At 69.0% G+C, this 21663-nt stretch carries 21 protein-coding genes, 1 tRNA gene and 1 pseudogene; 12 read left to right on the top strand and 11 right to left on the bottom strand.

The genetic code is table 11. The features are described 5' to 3' along the window. Both VN520_RS00110 and VN520_RS00115 read right to left on the bottom strand, forming a co-directional pair. A pseudogene (locus tag VN520_RS00110) lies at positions 1-511 on the bottom strand (HTTM domain-containing protein); the annotation flags it as partial. Further along, a complete protein-coding gene (locus VN520_RS00115; protein WP_414719741.1) occupies positions 508-1458 on the bottom strand; it encodes a DUF5819 family protein in 951 nt (316 codons plus the stop codon). The gene VN520_RS00115 and the pseudogene VN520_RS00110, both read right to left, overlap by 4 nt. Positions 1459-1573: 115 nt before the next feature. On the opposite strand from VN520_RS00115, the gene paaA reads away from it, so the two are divergent. The 5 genes from paaA to VN520_RS00140 are packed head-to-tail and all read left to right on the top strand — an operon-like array spanning position 1574 to position 5143. Beyond that, a complete protein-coding gene (gene paaA, locus VN520_RS00120) occupies positions 1574-2602 on the top strand; it encodes a 1,2-phenylacetyl-CoA epoxidase subunit PaaA (protein WP_325744733.1) in 1029 nt (342 codons plus the stop codon). Further along, entirely contained in the window at positions 2599-2889 is a 291-nt protein-coding gene (paaB, locus tag VN520_RS00125) for a 1,2-phenylacetyl-CoA epoxidase subunit PaaB (protein WP_031090474.1), read from the top strand. The genes paaA and paaB overlap by 4 nt, the downstream gene beginning before the upstream one ends. Further along, positions 2886-3587, top strand: a complete 702-nt coding sequence (gene paaC, locus VN520_RS00130) for a 1,2-phenylacetyl-CoA epoxidase subunit PaaC (protein WP_325744734.1) — start codon at positions 2886-2888, stop codon at positions 3585-3587. The genes paaB and paaC overlap by 4 nt, the downstream gene beginning before the upstream one ends. Beyond that, positions 3584-4081, top strand: a complete 498-nt coding sequence (gene paaD, locus VN520_RS00135; RefSeq protein ID WP_325744735.1) for a 1,2-phenylacetyl-CoA epoxidase subunit PaaD — start codon at positions 3584-3586, stop codon at positions 4079-4081. The genes paaC and paaD overlap by 4 nt, the downstream gene beginning before the upstream one ends. Continuing rightward, positions 4082-5143, top strand: a complete 1062-nt coding sequence (locus VN520_RS00140) for a 2Fe-2S iron-sulfur cluster-binding protein (protein ID WP_325744736.1) — start codon at positions 4082-4084, stop codon at positions 5141-5143. 237 nt (positions 5144-5380) lie between these two features. On the opposite strand, the gene VN520_RS00145 is transcribed toward VN520_RS00140, so the two are convergent. The 4 genes from VN520_RS00145 to VN520_RS00160 form a co-directional block, all read right to left on the bottom strand. After that, on the bottom strand, positions 5381-5725 hold the full coding sequence (locus tag VN520_RS00145) for a rhodanese-like domain-containing protein (RefSeq protein ID WP_325744737.1): 345 nt from the start codon (positions 5723-5725) through the stop codon (positions 5381-5383). A gap of 45 nt (positions 5726-5770) precedes the next feature. Continuing rightward, positions 5771-6787, bottom strand: a complete 1017-nt coding sequence (locus VN520_RS00150) for a hypothetical protein (protein WP_325744738.1) — start codon at positions 6785-6787, stop codon at positions 5771-5773. A 57-nt stretch (positions 6788-6844) separates the two neighbouring features. Continuing rightward, positions 6845-8302 carry a DUF2252 domain-containing protein gene (locus VN520_RS00155; RefSeq protein ID WP_325744739.1) on the bottom strand — a complete coding sequence of 486 codons (1458 nt, stop codon included), beginning with the start codon at positions 8300-8302 and terminating at the stop codon, positions 6845-6847. Between the two features lie 397 nt (positions 8303-8699). Further along, positions 8700-8782, bottom strand: a tRNA-Leu gene (locus VN520_RS00160). A 315-nt stretch (positions 8783-9097) separates the two neighbouring features. Here VN520_RS00160 and VN520_RS00165 point away from each other — a divergent pair. The 6 genes from VN520_RS00165 to pknB all read left to right on the top strand — a co-directional run bounded on the left by VN520_RS00165 (position 9098) and on the right by pknB (position 17143). Beyond that, a complete protein-coding gene (locus VN520_RS00165; protein WP_325744740.1) occupies positions 9098-9961 on the top strand; it encodes a DUF3662 and FHA domain-containing protein in 864 nt (287 codons plus the stop codon). 10 nt (positions 9962-9971) lie between these two features. Then, complete coding sequence (locus VN520_RS00170; RefSeq protein ID WP_103760635.1) at positions 9972-10487, top strand: FHA domain-containing protein FhaB/FipA; 516 nt, start codon at positions 9972-9974, stop codon at positions 10485-10487. A 129-nt stretch (positions 10488-10616) separates the two neighbouring features. Continuing rightward, positions 10617-12104 carry a Stp1/IreP family PP2C-type Ser/Thr phosphatase gene (locus VN520_RS00175; protein WP_325744741.1) on the top strand — a complete coding sequence of 496 codons (1488 nt, stop codon included), beginning with the start codon at positions 10617-10619 and terminating at the stop codon, positions 12102-12104. 21 nt (positions 12105-12125) lie between these two features. After that, positions 12126-13526, top strand: a complete 1401-nt coding sequence (locus tag VN520_RS00180) for an FtsW/RodA/SpoVE family cell cycle protein (RefSeq protein WP_325744742.1) — start codon at positions 12126-12128, stop codon at positions 13524-13526. Beyond that, entirely contained in the window at positions 13523-14977 is a 1455-nt protein-coding gene (locus tag VN520_RS00185; protein WP_325744743.1) for a peptidoglycan D,D-transpeptidase FtsI family protein, read from the top strand. The genes VN520_RS00180 and VN520_RS00185 overlap by 4 nt, the downstream gene beginning before the upstream one ends. 171 nt (positions 14978-15148) lie before the next feature. Continuing rightward, positions 15149-17143, top strand: coding sequence for a Stk1 family PASTA domain-containing Ser/Thr kinase (gene pknB / locus VN520_RS00190; protein WP_325744744.1), 1995 nt, complete (start codon positions 15149-15151; stop codon positions 17141-17143). 85 nt (positions 17144-17228) lie between these two features. Here the strand turns inward: pknB and VN520_RS00195 are convergent, their stop codons facing one another. From VN520_RS00195 to VN520_RS00215, 5 genes are all read right to left on the bottom strand, one after another. Continuing rightward, entirely contained in the window at positions 17229-17957 is a 729-nt protein-coding gene (locus VN520_RS00195; RefSeq protein WP_325744745.1) for a class E sortase, read from the bottom strand. 25 nt (positions 17958-17982) lie between these two features. Further along, complete coding sequence (locus VN520_RS00200) at positions 17983-19311, bottom strand: class E sortase (protein ID WP_325744746.1); 1329 nt, start codon at positions 19309-19311, stop codon at positions 17983-17985. Continuing rightward, on the bottom strand, positions 19308-19946 hold the full coding sequence (locus VN520_RS00205) for an aminodeoxychorismate/anthranilate synthase component II (RefSeq protein WP_325744747.1): 639 nt from the start codon (positions 19944-19946) through the stop codon (positions 19308-19310). The genes VN520_RS00200 and VN520_RS00205 overlap by 4 nt, the downstream gene beginning before the upstream one ends. Then, positions 19943-20131, bottom strand: coding sequence for a hypothetical protein (locus VN520_RS00210; protein ID WP_325744748.1), 189 nt, complete (start codon positions 20129-20131; stop codon positions 19943-19945). The genes VN520_RS00205 and VN520_RS00210 overlap by 4 nt, the downstream gene beginning before the upstream one ends. Positions 20132-20272: 141 nt before the next feature. Continuing rightward, positions 20273-21040: a DUF881 domain-containing protein gene (locus VN520_RS00215; protein ID WP_325744749.1), complete on the bottom strand. Its 768-nt coding sequence runs from the start codon at positions 21038-21040 to the stop codon at positions 20273-20275. Between the two features lie 136 nt (positions 21041-21176). On the opposite strand from VN520_RS00215, the gene crgA reads away from it, so the two are divergent. After that, entirely contained in the window at positions 21177-21431 is a 255-nt protein-coding gene (gene crgA, locus VN520_RS00220; RefSeq protein ID WP_325744750.1) for a cell division protein CrgA, read from the top strand. Positions 21432-21663 lie beyond the last annotated feature (232 nt).

Genomic DNA, 21663 nt, shown 5'->3' on the forward strand with positions numbered 1-21663 from the left:
CGGTGTCCCGCGCGGCGCGGCGCGCGTCCAGGGACCAGACCCGCGCGCAGCGGGTCAGCACCAGATAGAGCGCCATCAGGTGGATGACGTTGTCGCCGCCGTCCCCCATGAAGATGCTGCGGTTCTGCAGGGAGAGCACCCCGGTCATGAACACGACGGAAGTGGCACGGGTCCGCCATCCGGCCATCAGAAGCGCCGCCGACACCAGCGTGAGCGCGTACACGCTCTCGAACCAGATCGCGCTGTCCGACCACATCAGGACGGTGAAGGCGTCGTTGTTGGCGATGAGCCGGCGCGCCATGTCCCAGCTCCACGGACCGTCCGGCCCGTACAGCTCGTGGCGGTGAGGCAGCTCGCGCAGCAGGAACAGCAGATAGGTGGCGGAGACACCGATCCGGACGACGGCGCTCTGGTAGGCGCCGAGAGGGGAGGCCGTGACACGCTGGACGGCGCCGGCGAGCGAACGGCCTGTGAAGCCGACGCTCTTACGGGCCGGAGCGGGGGTACTCATTTCTCCGCCTTCCCGGCCTGTGAGGTCTGATCCGCCGCGGTCTTTTCGGGGAGGTCCGCCGGGGTGACGGTCCACCACGGGAGTTCCCTGTACTCCGGCCGGGTGCTGAGCTTCTCGTCGCTCCACGCCGGAACCTCGACGGAACGCACATCGGACCGCACCTGGATGCGCTCGACCGTGCCGCCGTAACCATGCTCGGCGAGGCGCAGCATGACGATGCGGCGGATATAGCGCTCGGACAGCTCACCGCGCAGGCCGTTGGGGCGGTTCTCGCTGTCGTGGGACCCGGTGTAGAAGTCCCAGGCACGGCGAAGTTCGTTCTGGTCGACGTGGCTGGGGAGCAGGTTGCCGCGTATCCGCTCACCGTCGTCACGCGAGAGATTGATCCAGCGGGTGACACGGCTGCCGTCGGCACCGTTGTCGGCCACCTCGGCCCGTACGTGCACGGAAATGTTCTGCTGGAGCGGATTGGGGGCGAACAGCTTCCAGTTCTGCTCGAACTCCGGAAAGACCCAGTCGTCCACCACTTCGCCGTGCTGTTTCGTCAGCGTGTTGGAGGGCGCGACGTGCAGAAAGATCATGGCTATGTGTGCGCAGGCCAGCAGCCCCAGGACGGACAGCGCCAGCGCCGCGGCGACCTGGTACGGAAGCGAAAGCGCGGCCATACCACCGTCCGGACGGCGCCCGGCGGGGCCCGGTACGCAGCCGGAGGCGGCGTCGCCCGGCACTGCGGCGACCGGGCCCGGGCCCGGGCTGGGGCTGGGATTGGGGCTGGGGCTGGGGCTGGGATTGGGGCTCGGGCTCGGGCCCGGGGGGGAATCCGCATCGCCGTCCGGCATCCCCTCGGATGAGGCCTCGGCCTCCTGATCCGCGTACGGGCGGGCCGTCACACCGGGCCAGGCGAGCTTCTTCCCGTTTCCGGTACGCCCACCGTGGTTCGCATCCATCCCGCCCCGATCCCCGTCGATCACCACTCAGTTATCCACAGGCTTGACACCCTACGGGCCTCCGACTCACCATTGAAGCCACGTACCCGAACGATCGGTCGGTAGGGAGCCCGTGATGGCGGCAGTGACTGCGGACCAGACGACGCAGGGGACACCGGGCGCGGCGGACGCGGCGGAAGCGGAGCACCTCAAGGTGTTCGACGCGGCAGTGGCGGCCGACGAGCGGATCGAGCCACGGGACTGGATGCCGGACGCTTACCGGGCCTCCCTGATCCGCCAGATGGCCCAGCACGCCCATTCAGAGATCATCGGCATGCAGCCCGAAGCCAACTGGATCTCACGAGCACCCTCGCTGCGCCGCAAGGCCATCCTGATGGCGAAGGTGCAGGACGAGGCCGGGCACGGCCTCTATCTGTACAGCGCGGCGGAAACCCTGGGAACCAGCCGCGGGGAGCTCCTCGACAAACTGCACACCGGCCGGCAGCGCTATTCATCAATCTTCAACTACCCCACGCTGACCTGGGCGGACGTGGGTGCGATCGGCTGGCTGGTGGACGGCGCCGCGATCACCAACCAGGTACCGCTCTGCCGCTGCTCCTACGGCCCGTACGCGCGGGCGATGGTCCGGATCTGCAAGGAGGAGTCCTTCCACCAGCGCCAGGGCTACGAGCTGCTGCTCGCCCTGAGCCGGGGCACCCCCGCCCAGCACGAGATGGCGCAGGACGCGGTGAACCGCTGGTGGTGGCCCTCCTTGATGATGTTCGGTCCGCCTGACGACGCCTCGGCGCACTCGGCCCAGTCGATGGCCTGGAAGATCAAACGGCACTCCAACGACGAGCTGCGCCAGCGCTTCGTCGACATCTGTGTCCCGCAGACAGAAGCGCTCGGGCTCACCCTCCCCGACCCCGGCATCCGGTGGAACGAGGAGCTCGGGCAGCACGACTTCGGGGCGATCGACTGGACGGAGTTCCAGGAGGTCCTCAAGGGCAACGGCCCCTGCAACGAGCAACGGCTCGCTCAGCGGCGCACGGCTCACGAAGAGGGCGCCTGGGTCCGCGACGCGGCGGTGGCGTACGCAGACAAGCACGCGGCACGGCCCGGTTCGTCCGGAGCAGCCGCCCGGCCCGTGGAGGCGTCCTCATGAGCAGCTCGACCGACTGGCCGTTGTGGGAAGTGTTCGTACGCTCCCGGCGCGGGCTCTCCCACACCCATGCGGGCAGCCTGCACGCGCCGGACGCAGAGATGGCCCTGCGCAACGCCCGTGATCTGTACACACGCCGCTCGGAAGGCGTCTCCCTCTGGGTGGTCCCCTCGACGGAGATCACCGCGTCCTCGCCGGACGAGAAGGACTCCTTCTTCGAACCCGCCGGGGACAAGCCCTACCGCCACCCCACGTTCTACGAGATCCCGGAAGGGGTGAAGCACCTGTGAGCGCGGCTCTCGCCCTCGGCGACGACGCACTGGTGCTCTCGCACCGGCTGGGAGAGTGGGCGGGCCACGCCCCGGTGCTGGAGGAGGAGGTGGCCCTGGCCAACATCGCCCTGGATCTTCTGGGGCAGGCCAGAATGCTGCTCTCGTCCGTAGGGGATGAGGACCAGCTGGCCTACCTCCGTGAGGAGCGGGCCTTCCGCAACGTCCAGCTGGTCGAGCAGCCGAACGGCGACTTCGCCCACACCATCGCCCGCCAGCTCTATTTCTCCGTCTACCAGCACCTGCTGTACGAGGAGCTGGCCGCCGGCGAGAGCGAGTTCACGGATCTCGCGGCCAAGGCCGTCAAGGAAGTCACCTACCACCGGGACCACGCGGAGCAGTGGGTCCTGCGCCTGGGCGACGGCACCTCGGAAAGCCATGAGCGCATGCAGCTCGCACTCGATGCCCTGTGGAGGTTCACCGGCGAGCTGTTCGAGCCCGTCGCAGGAGTCGACGTCGACCCGCACGCCCTGCGCGACCGGTGGCTGGCCGCCGTCACCTCCGTGGTGCACCGGGCCACCCTGAGCCTCCCGTCAGGGCCGCAGTCCGGGGCCTGGGCGGCCGGGGCCGGACGACAGGGCCTGCACACGGAGCCCTTCGGGCGGATGCTCGCCGAGATGCAGCATCTTCACCGCAGCCACCCGGGGGCATCGTGGTGACCACCGGAACACCGCTTGAAGCGCGGCTCCACCAACTGGCAGGTTCCGTGCCCGACCCCGAACTGCCGGTCCTCACTCTGGACGAGCTCGGCGTGCTTCGCGGTGTGCGGGTGGACGGGCCGGGCAAGGTCACCGTGCGGCTCACGCCGACGTACACCGGCTGCCCGGCCATCGAGACCATGTCCGCTGACATCGAGCGTGTGCTGCATGACCACGGAGTCACGGAGGTATCCGTGGTCACGGTCCTCGCCCCTGCCTGGTCGACGGACGACATCAGTGACGAAGGACGCCGAAAGCTCGCGGAGTTCGGCATAGCGCCGCCACGTCCGCGGAGCGGGCCGGGCGGGCCGGTGCCGCTGACGCTCTCGGTGCGCTGTCCCCACTGCGGTTCCACCGATACGGAGTTGCTGAGCCGGTTCTCCTCCACGGCGTGCAAGGCGCTGCGCCGTTGTGCGGCATGCCGCGAACCGTTCGACCATTTCAAGGAGTTGTAGATGTTCCATCCGCTGCGGGTCAGCGGGATCGAACGGATCACGGACGACGCGGTGGCTGTCACCTTCGCCGTGCCGGCCGCGCTGCGCGAGACCTTCCGCCACACTCCCGGCCAGCACCTGAACGTGCGCCACCGCGTCGGCGACGAGGAGATCCGACGGTCCTACTCGATCTGCGCACCTGCCACCGAGCGGCCGGGCGTCCCTGTGCTCCGGGTGGGCATCCGCATGGTCGACAAAGGCGCCTTCTCCACGTACGCCCTCAAGGAGCTGGCGGTCGGGGACCAAGTGGAGGCCATGGCTCCGACGGGCCGTTTCGTCCTCGAACCGCGCCCGGGCAATTTCGCCGCGGTCGTCGGCGGCAGCGGCATCACACCGGTGCTGTCGATGGCGACGACACTGCTGGCACGGGAGCCTTTGGCACGCTTCTGTCTGATCCGCAGCGACCGGACAGCTGCGTCGACGATGTTCCTCGACGAGGTGGCGGACCTCAAGGACCGCTATCCGGACCGCTTTCAGCTGGTGACCTCGCTGTCCCGGGAGGAACAGGCTGCCGGGCTCCATTCAGGCCGGCTGAACCGCGAGCGGCTCATCGGACTGCTGCCCGCGCTGTTGTCGGTTCCCGGCGTGGACGGCTGGTTCCTCTGCGGGCCCCTCGGCCTGGTCAAGGGGGCGGAGGGCGCGCTGCGCGCCCTCGGAGCCGACCGGTCACGCATCCACCAGGAGATCTTCCACGTCGCCGACGAGGCGCCGGTTTCGCCGGCTGCCGCCCGGGTGGCCGCACCGCCGGGGAGCAGACTTACGGCGACCCTCGACGGGCGGTCCGGCAGCTGGCCGGTACAGGACGGCGAATCGCTGTTGGACACGGTGCTGCGCAGCCGCTCGGACGCTCCGTACGCCTGCAAGGGAGGAGTGTGCGGAACCTGCCGGGCCTTCCTGGTGTCGGGCGAGGTGCGGATGGACCGCAATTTCGCGCTGGAACCGGAGGAAACCGGAGCCGGCTTCGTCCTGGCCTGCCAGTCGCGCCCCGTCACCCCGGAGGTCGAACTCGACTTCGACCGCTGACACCTCTGTCTCGACTTCGACTGCTGACACCCCCGTGCAACCCCCTGACCGGACCACAACCTCATGTCCAGCGCTCCGGTACCACCGCCCGGCGCCCCGGCCGGCGTACATCCGCCGATCCCACGCGCCTGTGCGCCGGGGCGGGAGGCCCCGCCCATACAGCCGCACCGGCCGGAAAGACGCGCTGTGCAGCAGTCCCACCGCGTCAAGGCACCGGTGGGGCGGAACGCCGTGCTGTCAGAGGACGAAAGCCGAGCTTCCGTTGTCCGTGACCATCGGGCGCCCGGCACCGTCCCATGCCTGCATGCCGCCATCGATGTTCACGGCGTCGATGCCCTGCTGCACCAGGTATTGAGTGACCTGGGCCGACCGGCCTCCGACGCGGCACATCACATGCACGCGCCGGCCGTCGCCGGCCGCCTCGGTCAGCTCGCCGAAGCGGCCGACGAAGTCACTCATGGGGATGTGCAGTGCGCCCTCCACATGCCCGGCCGCCCATTCGTCGTCCTCACGGACGTCCAGCACGAAGCCGTCCGGCGGAACGGCCGCGGCGTCCACCGAGGGCAGCGGAGCGAAATTCATGGGAATGCCTTCTCTCGTACGTACGCGCCAGGGTCATCCGGAACGCTACTGCACCAGGCCTGCCAGCTCGTCCTCACGCTGGGACACCTCCGCCAGAAGCTTTTCACCGATATCGTCCAGCAGCCGGTCGGGGTCGTCAGGCGCCATCCGCAGCATCGAACCGATCGCGCTTTCCTCCAGCTCCTGGGCCAGAGCCGTCAGCAGCTCCTTACGCCGGCTGAGCCACTCCAGCCGCGCGTACAGCTCCTCGCTCTCGCTCAGCCTCAGCTCCGGGGCCACAGGACCCGCCGCCCATTCGGCGGCCAGCTCCTTCAGCAACGCCACGTCGCCACGTCCGTAGGCCGCATTGACGCGAGCGATGAATTCGTCACGCCGCGCCCGCTCCTTCTCGTCCGGAGCCAGATCCGGGTGGGCCTGACGGGCCAGCTCCCGGTACAGCTTGCGCGCCTCCTCACCCGGCCTCACCCGCTTCGGCGGCCGGACCGGCTGCTCGGTGAGCATGGCCGAGGCCTCGGGTGAGAGCCCGTCCGAGTCCATCCAGTCATGGAAGAGCTCATCGACGCCAGGCATCGGCATGACGATCGCCCGTGCCTCCTGCGCCTTGCGCAGATCCTCCGGATCACCGGTCTTCGCGGCCCGCGCCTCCGCGATCTGCGCATCGAGCTCATCGAGGCGCGCGTACATCGGGCCGAGCTTCTGGTGATGCAGCCGCGAGAAGTTCTCCACCTCGACCCGGAAGGTCTCCACCGCGATCTCGAACTCGATCAGTGCCTGCTCGGCCACCCGGACCGCCCTGGCGAGCCGCTCCGCAGGCCGAGGCGCACCGCTCGCATCCGTCGCCGCGCCGTCCCCCGCTCCACCGCCCCCGACGCCACCGCCGCCGACCGGATCACCAGCCGTGTGACCGGCGGCGGAGCCGGCCTGCGGCGCATCGTCCGGGTCCGCTCGCGGCGCCTCACCCTGCCACGCATCCCGCACGTGCTGCGGCTCGTCCTGCCGGCCCGGCTTCTGCCGGTCTTCGTCGTTCCGGGTGGTCGGCACCCCGGCGGCTTCGTGGGTCACCCGTCCAGCGTATGGCCACCGCTCACCCCATGAAGACACACGGTGTCCGCAAGCTGCTCAGACGCCGAGCTCAGCGGCTGTCCGCCCGGCCCGGACCGCCCGGACGAGCTCGGCGTGGTCCGCCTCGGTCCGGTCCGCGTACGTCACCGCGAAATCGGCCACTGCCGTGTCCAGCTCGGTGTTCTTCCCGCAGTAGCCGGCGAGCAGCCTGGGGTCGGCGCTGTGCGCATGGGCCCTGGCCAGCAGCGCCCCGGTCATCCGCCCGTAGTCGTCCACCTGGTCCGCCGCGAGCGCGGAAGGATCCACACTGCCCTTGCGGTTCCTGAACTGGCGCACCTGATAGGGCCTGCCGTCGACCTCGGCCCAGCCGAGCAGCATGTCGCTGACGACCTGCATCCGCTTCTGTCCGAGCACCACCCGGCGCCCCTCGTGCGCCACGTCCGGGACCTCGAAGCCGACCTGAGGGAGGTAGGGGGAGAGCGCAGAAGGACGGGCCTCCTTCACCTGCAGGACCAGCGGCTCGCCACGGTGGTCGAGCAGGAGCACCACGTACGACCGGGTTCCCACACTTCCCGTGCCGACCACCCGGAACGCCACGTCATGGATCGCATGGCGGGCCAGCAGCGGAACCCTGTCCTCCGGGATCGTCCCGAGGTAGCCTTCGAGCCCCGCCGCCACGGCCGACGCCTCCGCGTCGGGCACCCGGCGCAGCACGGGCGGCGCGTCGACGAAGCGGCGGCCACCGTCCTCGCACTCCTCGGTGGACCTGGCGGCGAAGCGGGCACTCGTGTTGTTCCGCGCCTTGGCGGAAACCCGCTCCAGGGTCCCGAGCAGGTCCCTCGCGTCGGTGTACGAGACGAGCTCCTCGTCCGCGATGGCGTTCCACGCGTCGAGCGCGGGCAGCCCGGCCAGCAGGCGCATCGTGCGCCGGTACGCGCCCACCGTGTGGTACGCGCCCTGCCGGCAGGTGTCCTCGTCCGCCCCCGCCTCCCGGCCGGCGAGCACCAGCGAGGTGGCGAGCCGCTTGAGGTCCCACTCCCACGGGCCGAACACGGTCTCGTCGAAGTCGTTGAGGTCCATGACCAGGTTGCCGCGCGCATCGCCGTACAAACCGAAGTTGGCCGCATGCGCGTCACCGCACAACTGGGCACCCACCCCTGTGACCGGCGTGCCCGTCAGGTCATGGGCCATCAAGCCGGCCGAGCCGCGCAGGAACGCGAACGGCGTTGCCGCCATCCGGCCCACCCGTATGGGTGTCAGGCCGGGCACCCGGCCCCGGTTCGACTCCTCGACCGCCTCCACGGCGCCGGGCCTCCCCGCAGGCAGGACCAGGGCGCTGTGGGAGGCCCTGGGCGTCTTGAGCCTCAGCGCCTTGCCGGCTGCCTTCGGCGACACCGTCCCGGATCCGGGCGGACGGACCCCTGCGGCCACACGTCGCGCGAAACCGGGAACAACCGGAATGCGCCCGTCCACTGCCGCCCGCTGTGCCGCCACCGTCGACTCGCCTTCGCCCATGGAGCGTCGCCTCCCCCGCCTCGTTCAGCCGTCCTGCCCGTCCGACATCAACCGCGGACGACGGTACGCCTGCCCCGCGACAACAGTCTGCCCCTGTGGACAACCTGTGTGACGGGCGGAACCTGCACGCACGCTCAGGGCGGAAGTCGATCTCGTCGTGCAAGAGCCGAGAGCCGACTCTGCCGCTCGGGACCAAGCAGCTCCGAAGAAAAGTGACACGCCCGCCACCCGGGAAGACCCTCCGGAGAAGACCCTCCCGACGAAGATCCGCCCGAGAAGATCCATCCGAGAAGAGACACACGACGAAGACCCGCACAACGAAGAGCCCCCGCACCGGATCTCTCCGGTGCGGGGGCTCTGTCGAACCAACCCGGCGGTCGCAAGCGACTGCCCGTTGTGCGCGAGGGGGGATTTGAACCCCCACGTCCCTAAGGACACTGGCACCTGAAGCCAGCGCGTCTGCCGTTCCGCCACTCGCGCATGAGTGGTGTTTTCAGACTCTCTCACCGTGTGGTGCGAGCGCCTGGCGACATCCGGAAGATTAGCACGCTGGACAGGGTGGATTCACATCCGTTGTTTCGCCGGACCCACGAGGGGAACCGGGAACGCGGAAAGCCCGGCCCCACTCCTCCTGAGTGCGCCCGGAGTGCGGGACACTGTCAGGAGGCCACCTCTACGATCCGTGTGAGAGGTGACACTCATCCACTGTGCAGACAAGGGGAACCAGCCGATTTCCCGACGCGTGGATACGATCAGTGAGCAGTGCAGGGACGACGACACCGGAGGAGGTGCCCCATGGGAGTCATGAAGCGTTTCGAGCAGCGTCTCGAAGGTCTGGTCAACGGCACCTTCGCCAAGGTCTTCAAGTCCGAGGTGCAGCCGGTCGAGATCGCGGGAGCCCTCCAGCGCGAGTGCGACAACAACGCGACGATCTGGAACCGCGAGCGGACCGTGGTGCCCAACGACTTCATCGTCGAGCTCAGCACCCCTGACTACGAGCGGCTCAGCCCGTACTCCGGCCAGCTCGGCGACGAGCTGTCCGGCCTCGTACGTGACTACGCCAAGCAGCAGCGGTACACCTTCATGGGCCCGATCAAGGTCCACCTGGAGAAGGCGGACGACCTCGACACGGGTCTCTACCGCGTACGCAGCCGGACCCTGGCATCGAGTTCGTCACAACAGCAGGGCCAGCAGAGCGGTCCTGCTCCCCATGCCCAGCCGAACCGTCCCGCCGCCCCGCAGGGGACGGGCGGTTACGGTTACCCGCCGGCTTCCGCCCCGCCCATGCCTCCGGCCCCGCCGCCGGGTGGCGGGCGCTCCGCGGGCCCCTCCAGCGACTGGCGTCCGCCGGCCGCGTCCGGCCCCGTGCCGGGCGCCCAGGTGCGGCGCTGGATCGAGATCAACGGCACCCGCCATCAGATCTCCCGCCCGACGTTGGTGATGGGACGAAGCACCGACGCCGACGTGCGGATCGACGACCCCGGCGTATCGCGCCGGCACTGTGAGATCCGGACCGGAACGCCCTCGACGATCCAGGATCTCGGGTCCACCAACGGCATCGTGGTGGACGGGCAGCACACCACCCGCGCTACGCTCCGCGACGGCTCGCGGATCGTCGTGGGCAGCACCACCATCGTTTACCGGCAAGCCGAAGGGTGAAGCGGGGGCAATGTCAGAGCTGACCCTGACGGTCATGCGGCTAGGTTTCCTGGCTGTTCTGTGGCTATTCGTAATCGTGGCCGTCCAGGTCATTCGCAGCGACCTGTTCGGTACGCGTGTCACGCAGCGCGGTTCACGCCGCACTGCCGGTGACACGCGTCCGCAACAGGGACGCCAACAGCAAGCAGCGCCGCCTCAGCAGCGCCAGCAGTCCGGGCGCCAGCGCCGCGGGGCACCCACCAAGCTGGTCGTCTCCGAAGGCACGCTCACCGGCACGACCGTCGCGCTCCAGGGGCAGACCATCACCCTGGGCCGTGCGCACGATTCAACGATCGTGCTGGATGACGACTACGCGTCCAGTCGGCATGCCAGGATCTATCCGGACCGTGACGGCCAGTGGATCGTCGAGGACCTCGGGTCCACCAACGGCACCTATCTCGACCGGACCCGGCTCACCACCCCGACACCTGTTCCGCTGGGCGCGCCGATCCGCATCGGCAAGACCGTCATCGAGCTGCGGAAGTAGTACGACAATGAGCGAGCGGAGCGAGCGAGCCGCGGCGGTCCTGAAGACGGACCCGGCGCGGCTCCCGACCGGAGGGTGGGCAGTGTGGCTCGAGACCGGCTGTACCCCGAGCCGACGGGCGAGGTGCGCATGAGCTTGTCCCTGCGCTTCGCCGCCGGATCGCACAAGGGCATGATCCGGGAGGGCAACGAGGATTCCGGCTACGCCGGTCCCCGCCTTCTCGCCATCGCCGACGGCATGGGCGGCCAGGCAGCCGGAGAGGTCGCCAGCTCCGAGGTGATCTCCACCCTCGTCCAGCTCGACGACGACGTCCCGGGCTCCGACATCCTCACCTCGCTCGGGACGGCGGTCCAGCGGGCCAACGACCAGCTGCGCGTCATGGTCGAGGAGGACCCCCAGCTGGAGGGGATGGGCACGACGCTCACCGCCCTGCTGTGGACCGGTCAGCGCCTCGGCCTCGTCCACGTCGGCGACTCCCGCGCCTACCTCCTGCGCGACGGCGTGCTGACGCAGATCACCCAGGACCACACCTGGGTCCAGCGTCTCGTCGACGAGGGCAGGATCACCGAGGAGGAGGCCACCACCCACCCGCAGCGCTCCCTGCTCATGCGGGCCCTGGGCAGTGGCGACCATGTGGAGCCCGATCTCTCCATCCGGGAGGTCCGCGCCGGTGACCGTTATCTGATCTGCTCGGACGGCCTCTCGGGCGTCGTCTCCCACCAGACGATGGAAGAGACCCTGGCCAGCTACCAGGGCCCCCAGGAGACCATCCAGGACCTCATCCAGCTCGCTCTGCGCGGCGGCGGCCCCGACAACATCACCTGCATCGTCGCCGATGTCCTGGACGTCGACAGCAACGACACCCTGGCCGGGCAGCTCAACGACACCCCGGTCATCGTCGGCGCGGTCGCCGAGAACCAGGCCGCCCAGGCGAACGACGGCCGCGCCATGGAGACACCGGCCGGACGCGCGGCCGGTCTCGGCCGCCCCGTGCCGCCGCCGGCCGGGGGCTTCGGCCCTCCCGGCAGCGGCGACGACATGGGCTACGGCTCCGGTCCGGACGGCGCCTTCCACTCGTACACCGACGACGACTTCGTCAAGCCCCGCGGCCGCCGCAGGTGGCTGAAACGGTCGTTCTACATCGTGCTCGCGCTGGCCGTCATCGGCGGCGGCGTCTACGGCGGGTACCGCTGGACCCAGACCCAGTTCTACGTGGGCGCGAAGGACGACAACGTCGCGCTGTTCCGCGGAATCAGCCAGGACCTCGCCTGGGTGTCCCTCTCGAAGGTCGAAGAGGACACCGAGATCGAACTGAAGTACCTCCCGCCCTACTGGCGCAAGAAGGTCGAAGCGACCATCTCCCAGGGCAACCTCGCCGATGCCCGCAAGAAGATCAGCGAGCTCGAAGCGCAGGCCTCCGCCTGCGAGAAGGACGCGCAGCGCCGCGCGGCCGAGGCGGATGCCAATGCCGCCAAGGACCAGGGCGAAACCGGTAACGCCTCCGACAGCACGTCCGCCACGTCTCCCGCCAAGGGGACCAAGACCGCGACTCCCACTCCCGGCCCCAGCCTCTCGGAGGAAGAGAAGAAGCTGGCCCTGCAGTGCGGTAAGCAGTAAGCCGTAGGGGGCCTTCAGCACATGAGCGTTGTCACCAACACGACCACCATCGGCGCGATCGACGCGCCGAGCCGCCGCAACACCGAGCTGGCGCTGGTCGCCTTCGCCGTCCTGATCTCGGTGTTCGCGTACGCCAACGTGGGCCTCGCCCTCAACGGCGAACTGCCCGCCGGCATGCTCGGCTACGGCCTGGGCCTCGCGCTGCTCGGCGGCGTGGCCCATCTCGCCGTGCGGAGGTTCGCCCCGTACGCCGACCCGCTGCTGCTGCCGCTGGCGACCCTGCTGAACGGGCTGGGACTGGCTCTCATCTGGCGGCTGGACCAGTCGGAGCGCTTCCAGTCGATCAAGACGTTCGCCCCCGCCGCCTCCAAGCAGCTGATGTTCTCAGCGGTCGGCGTCGCCCTGCTGGTCGTCGTCCTGATCGCCCTCAAGGACCACCGCATCCTGCAGCGCTACACCTACATCTCCATGCTGGTGGCGCTGTTCCTGCTGATCCTTCCGATGTTCTTCCCGGCCGTGAACGGCGCCAAGATCTGGATCAAGATCCCTGGCGTCGGCACGCTCCAGCCCGGGGAGTTCGCGAAGATCATCATTGCGGTGTTCTTCGCCGGCTACCTCATGGTCAAGCGTGACGCCCTGGCCCTGGCCAGCCGCCGCTTCATGGGGCTCTACCTCCCCCGGGGCCGCGACCTCGGGCCGATCCTCATGGTCTGGGCGTTCTCGATCCTCATCCTGGTCTTCGAGACCGACCTGGGCTCCTCACTGCTGTTCTTCGGCATGTTCGTCGTCATGCTGTACGTCGCCACCGAGCGCACCAGCTGGATCGTCTTCGGTCTGCTGATGTCCGGCGCCGGCGCTGTCGGCGTCGCGACGTTCGAGCCGCACGTCCAGGACCGCGTCACCGCCTGGCTCGACCCCTTCGCGGGCTGGGGCAAGGAGGCGGCGAGCGAGCAGATGGCCAAGTCGCTGATGGCCTTCGGTTCCGGCGGCACCCTCGGTACGGGCCTGGGCCAGGGCAACTCGGACCTGATCGGCTTCGCCGCCAACTCCGACTTCATCCTCGCCACGGTCGGGGAGGAGCTCGGCCTCGCCGGGATGATGGGGGTCCTGCTCGTCTACGGCCTCATCGTCGAGCGCGGTGTCCGCACGGCACTCGCCGCCCGCGACCCGTTCGGCAAGCTCCTGGCGATCGGTCTCTCCGGCTCCTTCGCCATCCAGGTCTTCGTCGTCGCCGGCGGTGTCATGGGGCTCATCCCGCTGACCGGTATGACCATGCCGTTCCTCGCGGCCGGTGGTTCGTCCGTCATCGCCAACTGGGCGCTCATCGGGATCCTGATCAGAATCAGCGACACCGCCCGGCGCCCCGCCCCGGCCCCCGCGCCGTCCCCGGACGCCGAGATGACCCAGGTGGTCCGACCGTGAACAAGCCGCTCCGCAGGATCGCGATGTTCTGCGGCATCCTCGTCCTCGCCCTGCTGGTCCGCACGAACTACCTCCAGTACGTCCGCGCCGACGAGCTCAACGCGAACGAACACAACCGCCGCGTCCAGATCGAGCGCTACGCCCACGAACGCGGCAACATCATCGTCGACGGCGAACCCGTCACAGGCTCCGTCGAGACCACGGACAGCGACTTCAAGTACAAGCGCGTCTGGAAGAACGGCCCCATGTGGGCACCCGTCACCGGGTACTCGTCGCAGGCCTTCGACTCCTCCCAGCTGGAGAGCATCGAGGACGGCATCCTCACCGGCAACAGCGACCAGTTGTTCTTCGACCGCACCCTGTCGATGTTCACCGGCGAGCAGAAGTCCGGCGGGAACATCGTCACCACTCTCGACGGTGAGGCCCAGAAGGCCGCCTTCACCGGGCTGGGCGACAAGAAGGGCGCCGTCGCGGCGATCGACCCGCAGACCGGCGCGATCCTGGCGCTGGCCAGCACCCCCTCGTACGACCCCTCGGTCTTCGCGGGCAACTCCATGAAGGACTCCGACGCCCGGCAGAAGCTCCTGGACGACAAGGACAAGCCGATGCTGAACCGGGCCCTGCGGGAGACCTACCCGCCCGGCTCGACGTTCAAGGTCGTCACGGCCGCCGCGGCGCTGGAGAACGGCCTCTACACCGACATCGACGCGAAGACGGACTCCCCGCTGCCCTGGCGGCTCCCTCTCTCGACCAACCTGCTGCAGAACGAGGGGAACATCCCCTGCGAGAACGCCTCGCTCCGGGACGCCCTGCGCTACTCCTGCAACACGGTCTTCGGCAAGATGAGCGACGATCTCGGCAACGAGAAGATGATCGAGCAGGCCGAGAAGTTCGGCTTCGACGAGGAGGTCTTCACTCCGGTCCGGGCCGACGCCAGCGTCTACCCGAAGGACAACCGGCCGCAGAACGCCATGGCGGGCATCGGCCAGGCGTCCAACCGCGCCACCCCCCTCCAGATGGCCATGGTGGCCTCCGCGATCGCCAACGACGGCAAGCTCATGCAGCCGTACATGGTCTCCCAGCGCCAGGCACCCAACCTGGACGTCATCTACACGCACGAGAAGGAGCAGCTCAGCCGGCCGCTCTCGGCGGAGAACGCCCAGAAGGTGCAGCAGATGATGGAGACCGTGGTCGAGGACGGCACGGGAACCAACGCGCAGATCGACGGCGTCACTGTCGGTGGCAAGACCGGTACCGCCCAGCACGGCCTCAACAACAGCGAGAAGCCGTACGCGTGGTTCATCTCGTACGCCAAGACCGACAGCGGCTCCCCGGTCGCCGTCGCCGTGGTGGTCGAGGACGGCAACGCCAACCGGGACGACATCTCCGGCGGCGGCCTGGCCGCGCCGATCGCCAAGAACGTGATGAAGGCCGTACTCGACGGAAAGTAGTGACACCCGTCACAACTTCTGTCCACACCAGCACATTGGGATACCGGTCGGATATCAGCTGACGGGTGCGGGCCGATCATGCCGGGAGCGCCCGGTAGCGTAAGTGCGAACAGCGCACCGCCGGACCACACACGGGTGCGGTCGGGACTGACGGAGAGGGCTGGATCAGTTATGGAAGAGCCGCGTCGCCTCGGCGGCCGGTACGAGCTGGGCTCGGTGCTCGGCCGTGGTGGCATGGCCGAGGTCTACCTCGCGCACGACACCCGGCTCGGCCGCACCGTCGCTGTGAAGACGCTGCGGGCCGACCTCGCCCGCGACCCGTCCTTCCAGGCACGGTTCCGCCGTGAGGCCCAGTCGGCCGCCTCGCTCAACCACCCCGCGATCGTCGCCGTCTACGACACCGGCGAGGACTACGTCGACGGGGTCTCCATCCCGTACATCGTGATGGAGTACGTCGACGGGTCGACGCTCAGAGAGCTCCTGCACTCCGGCCGCAGACTGCTGCCGGAGCGGACCCTCGAGATGACTGTCGGGATCCTCCAGGCCCTGGAGTACTCGCACCGCGCCCAGATCGTCCACCGCGACATCAAGCCGGCGAACGTCATGCTGACGCGCACCGGTCAGGTCAAGGTCATGGACTTCGGTATCGCCCGTGCCATGGGCGACTCCGGGATGACGATGACCCAGACCGCCGCGGTCATCGGCACGGCCCAGTACCTCTCCCCCGAGCAGGCCAAGGGCGAGCAGGTCGACGCCCGCTCCGACCTGTACTCCACCGGCTGCCTGCTCTACGAACTGCTCGCGGTCCGGCCCCCGTTCGTCGGTGACTCACCCGTCGCGGTCGCGTACCAGCACGTGCGCGAGGAACCGCAGCCTCCGAGCAACTTCGATCCCGAGATCACGCCCGAGATGGACGCCATCGTCCTGAAGGCGCTGACCAAGGACCCCGACTACCGCTACCAGTCGGCCGACGAGATGCGCGCCGACATCGAGGCCTGCCTCGACGGCCAGCCGGTCGCGGCCACGGCGGCCATGGGCGCGGTGGGCTACGGCGGGTACGACGCCTACGGCAACGACCAGCCCACCACCGCCCTGCGGGCGACGGACCCGGGCGGGGCCCAGACGTCCATGCTGCCCCCGGTCAACCCGGACGACGGCGGTTACGGTTACGACGACCGCCCGGGGCGCCGGCGCCAGAAGAAGAGCAACACCTCGACGATCCTCCTTGTCGTCGCCGGGATCCTGGTGCTCATCGGCGCGATCCTGATCGGCCGGTACATCTTCAGCTCGAACGAGAGCGGCGACGGTAAGTTCGACGTGCCGAACATGATCGGTTCCACCGTCGCAGAGGCGCAAAGACTCGCGGACAACTCCGAGGTCAAGCTGAAGGTCGGTTCCAAGGAACCCTGCGAGACCCAGGAGAAGGACCAGATCTGCAGTCAGAGTCCTTCCGCGGACGGCCAGATGGCGAAGGGCGAGACCGTGACGGTCGTCGTCTCCACCGGCGCCCCCAAGGTCGAGGTCCCCGACGTCCTGGAGAAGTCCGAGGACAGCGCCCGCAAGAAGCTGGAGGACGCGGGCTTCACGGTGAAGGTCACCGCGGTGGAGTCCGACGCGACCCCGGGCACGGTCACCGAGCAGGACCCCGAGGGCGGTACGAAGGCCGACAGGGAGACCGAGGTCACGATCACGGTGGCCAAGGAGGCCCTGCTCGATCTGCCGGTTCTCAACCGGACCTACGCCGAGGCGGAAGCCCAGCTCCGGGGGATCGGCTTCACCAACATCTCCCGGCAGGACGTCGACTCGGACCAGCCGAAGGACATGGTCGTCGGCCAGTCCCCGGAAGGCCCGAGCAAGCAGGCCAAGGATGCCCAGATCGTCCTCAAGGTCTCCAAGGGCCCGGCACAGCCCGAGCAGGTCACCGTCCCGGGTGACATCGTCGGCAAGCGTTATCAGGACGCGAAGGGCACGCTCGAAGGCCTGGGCCTCGTGGTCGCACTGGCCCCCAACTCGTCCGACAAGCCGAACGCCCTGGTGGTACAGGCCGCTCCGGGGGCCAACACCCAGGTCGCCAAGGGCAGCACGGTCACCCTCACCACCCTCGGCGGCACGGACGGGGACGGGGACGGCGGCTTCCTCGGCGGCCGGTCCGGATCGTCGGACTGACCCCGCCCGGCGCCGTACGAACAGGCACAGGGCCCCGGTCACCTCAGCGGTGACCGGGGCCCTGTGCCGTCGTCCTCGTCCGTGCCTACCGCAGCTCCACCGGCTTCGTGCGGTCCCCGTCCACCTTCTCGGTCCGCACCAGTTCGCCCCACACGATGTAGCGGTACTTCGACGTGTAGACGGGGGTGCACGTCGTCAGCGTGATGTAGCGGCCGGGCTTCTTCACGCCGGATTCCTCGGGCACCGGGGCGATCGCGTCGACGTTGAACTTCGACGTCTCCGGCAGCTCCGCGTAGACCTTGTAGACGTACCAGGTGTCCTTGGTCTCGAAGACGACCGCGTCGCCCTTCTTCACCTTGTCGATGTTGTGGAACTTGGCGCCGTGTCCGTCCCGGTGCGCGGCGAGCGCGAAGTTTCCCTGTGCGTCCGAGGGGAGGGCCGACTTCACCGGGTCCGTGTAGTAGCCGGCGATGCCGTTGTTGAGCGTCTCGGGGTCGGTACCCTTCTTGACCAGCACTTCGCCGTTCTCCATGGCGGGGACATGGAGGAAGCCGATGCCGTCCTTGGTGTCCAGGGCCCCCGGCCCGCCCGCCCAGCGGTCACGGACGGTGTCGCCCTGCTCGGCGGCCTCACGGTCGGCGAGCACGTTGGTCCACCACAGCGAGTAGACGACGAACAGACCCAGCACCAGGCCGGCGGTGATCAGCAGCTCACCGAAGAGGCTCACCGCCGTCGCGACGGGATGGCGGCGCCTGCTGCGCACCGGGGCCACCGGCTCGTCGATGCGCTCTTCGTGCTCGGTCCTCGCTGCCACCGCACCGCCCCTGTCGTGATGATGTTCAGCCGACGAGCGCGTCGGGTTTCCCCTTGCTGCGCGGCCGTTCGTCGACCATTTTGCCCCACACGATCATTCGGTACGTACTCGTGAATTCCGGCGTGCACGTCGTCAGCGTGATGTATCTGCCGGGGCCGGTGAACCCGGACCCCGGGGGCACTTCGTCGATCACGGCCACATTGGACGGCGACGTCTGCGGAAGGATGCTGGACATCTCGTACGTGTAATAGGCGTCCTGCGTCTCGACCACGATCGGATCGCCCGGTTTCAGCCTGTTGATGTAGCGGAAGGGCTCACCGTGGGTGTTGCGGTGCCCCGCCACCGCGAAGTTTCCCTGCTTCGCCGACGGCATCGCGGTCTTCAGCGTGCCCTCGGCGTAGTGGCCGATCATGCCCCGGTCGAGGACCTTCTCCTTGTCGATGCCCTCGGCGATCGGCGCGACCACGTCGAGCTCGGGGATGTGAATGATGGCGAACCCCTGCCCGGGTTCGAAGGCACCCGGGCTGCGCTCGCCGTTCGCCCAGTCGTCCTGGATCCTGTTCGTCTCCTGGCCGGCGATCTGGTCGGCGCGGATGTTGGTCCACCAGAGCTGGTACGTGACGAACAGGAGCATCAGCACGCCGAAGGTGATGAACACTTCCCCGACGACCCGGCTGGCGACGACGGCGGGGCTGTCCTTGGCGGCACGGGCCGCGCGCCGGGCCTCCAGCCGTGACATCGGGGCAGCGGGCTCCGGCGGCTCGGACTCCACTGCACGCCGGGGCCCGGCCCGCCTTCTTCCGCGTCCTGCGGCCGCCCGCCGGCGCTCGGCCCGGCCACCGGCCGCCGACGACGGCCCGGGGAGGGGCCCCGCGGCGTCGGAGCCCGGCTGCTGCGGCGTCCTGTGCGTATCGGCGGTCCGCAGGGCGACGGTCTCGTCGCTCAGTACGGAACGGCCGCCGGTGACGTGCTGTGCGGGAACCGGGCCGGGTGCCCCCGGCACCGGAGCGTGCGTCCCCGGCCCGGCCGGCACCGCAGCCTCCCGGGCACCGCCCGCCGCAGGAGCCGCTTCCGGCTCCCGCCGCCCGTACCAGTCCCTCTGATACCCCTCCGGGTCGTACCACTCGCCCGGGGGCTCCACGGGCTCCTGAGCCGCCGCCCGAGGCGTCTGCCGGGCCCCGCCGTCCGGCTGGACGGTCTCCGCCCGGAACCAGGGCGAGGTGTGCTGCCCCGGCAGCGGATCGTTCAACGGGTCCGCGAGCTGCTCCACCGCCGCCTCGAACGTGCCGTCGGGTTCGTACGCTCCCTGCGCGTACGGGCCTTCGTGCCCGGCGTGAGGGCGGAGTGAGGTCACGCGGCGGCCTTGCCCACCACCGGGGCGAGCCCCGTCGATCTCCCGACGGCGCCGTGATCGCCGCACCGCTCCAGCCAGTTGGCCAGCATCAGGTGGCCGTGCTCCGTGAGCACCGACTCGGGGTGGAACTGCACCCCCTCCACCGCCTGTTCCCGGTGGCGGAGCCCCATGATGATGCCGTCGGCCGTGCGTGCGGTGACTTCCAGCTCCGCCGGTACCGTCGTCGGCTCGGCGGCGAGCGAGTGGTAACGCGTCGCGGTGAACGGGGACGGCAGACCGGCGAACACGCCCTTGCCCTCGTGGAGCACGGGCGAGGTCTTGCCGTGCAGCAGTTCCGGCGCCCGGTCCACCACGCCGCCGTACGCGACGGCCATCGACTGCATGCCCAGGCAGACGCCGAAGACCGGGACCCCGCTCCGCGCGCAGTGGTGCACCATCTCGATGCAGACCCCCGCCTGCTCGGGCGTACCGGGTCCCGGCGACAGCAGGACCCCGTCGAAGCCGTCCTCGGCGTGTGCCGTGGTGACCTCGTCGTTGCGCACCACCTCGCACTCCGCACCGAGCTGGTAGAGGTACTGGACGAGGTTGAAGACGAAGCTGTCGTAGTTGTCGACGACGAGAATGCGTGCGTTCACCGGCCGGCCCCCGTCGCTCCGGCGCCTTCGCCGTCCACCGTCACATCGCCGAACGGGAGCAGGGGCTCCGCCCACGGGAAGACGTACTGGAAGAGCGTGTAGACAACGGCCAGGACGAGCACGAGCGAGATGAAGCCCCGTACCCATGCGCTGCCCGGCAGATGCCGCCAGATCCAGCCGTACATGCTGTTGCCTCCATTCGGTACGGCACCAGACTAAACGGCCGGGGCACAGACGTGGGTCAGCTGTGGAAAGCCGTCTGCCGGGCGTCCGTCGCCGTTCCGTCCGCGCCTCACGCGGGCCCGCCGCCCAGGGCCTCCCGCGAGCTACTCCACAGGCTGCGCGTAGTGGAGGTCGACGGTGCCCGAATAACCGGGAAGCGTCAGCTCGTCGTCGTCTTCGACCTTCCATCCGAGCCCGTACGCCTTGACGTACAGCTGGTAGTTCTGGATCGCCGCGGAGTCCGTGAGCGCCTGCCTGAGCTTGTCCCGGTCACCGACCGCGGTGACCTTGTACGGAGGTGAGTAGACCCGCCCCTGCAGGATCAGCGTGTTGCCGACGCAGCGCACCGCGCTGGTGGAGATCAGCCGTTGGTCCATCACCTGGATCCCCCGGGCCCCGCCTTCCCAGAGGGCGTTCACGACGGCCTGCAGGTCCTGCTGGTGGATGACCAGGTCGTTCGGCTGCGGCTCGGGGTACCCGGGGTTGGCGGTGGCGTCCGGCGGGGCGTCGTTCAGCGTGACGGCGAGCGCCTCGCCGGTGACCTCCGTGGTGCCCGCGGCCTTCTCCAGCGCGGCGAGCTCGGCGTCCTCGGCGCGGGTGCTCCCGTCGTCGCGCCGGGCGAGGGTGTCGATGTCCGCGCGCACGGAAGCGGTCGATTCGTCCAGCTCGGCGTTCTTCTCACTGCGCTGCTGAATCAGATCGGAAAGCTTCAGCAGCGAGGAATCGGTACGGATATCGGTCCCCTTGGCCGTATTGGCACTGGTCACGAAGATCAGCCCGGCCAGGGCGAAAACGGCAGCGGTGAGGCCTTGGACCGGCCGGCGGGACATGCGCCGGGCCGGGCCTCGGGGAGAGTCGGCAGAATTGCTCAACGTACCCTTATCTCCTTAGGCGCCACGGAAGCACTACGCTAACGGACGCCCCGGGGAGGCAGCATTCCCCCTCGCGCCCCGGCGCCAGCCACAGATCCCTGCGCGGTCACGCAGCGCATCGACAGGAGAGTTCCTCGTGCCGAAGTCACGTATCCGCAAGAAGGCAGATTTCACGCCTCCGCCGGCGAAGCAGTCGACGAGCATAAAGCTGACCAACCGCAGCTGGGTGGCGCCGGTGATGCTGGCGCTCTTCCTGATCGGCCTGGCCTGGATCGTGGTCTTCTACGTCACCGAGGGCGAGCTTCCGATCGACGCTCTCGGCAACTGGAACATCGTGGTGGGCTTCGGTTTCATCGCCGGTGGCTTCGGGGTCTCCACACAGTGGAAGTAGCTCTGCCCTGAGTTACCCACAGAGTTATCCACAGACGGGGGAAAAGGCCGGGCGGCCTGTGGATAACCTTCCTCGAATGTGACGCCGGTGCGACTGCGCACTTACGCACCGCGAGAGGGTACGCCCCTTGTCCTGCCTGTTGAAACCCGGTTCAGCGACAAGGGGCACACCTGTTCCCCACGTCATGCACAAGATCCGACACCCTCTGTGGACAACCGCATCCGAGGTGACA

Source organism: Streptomyces sp. (assembly GCF_035563135.1).
GTDB lineage: Bacteria > Actinomycetota > Actinomycetes > Streptomycetales > Streptomycetaceae > Streptomyces.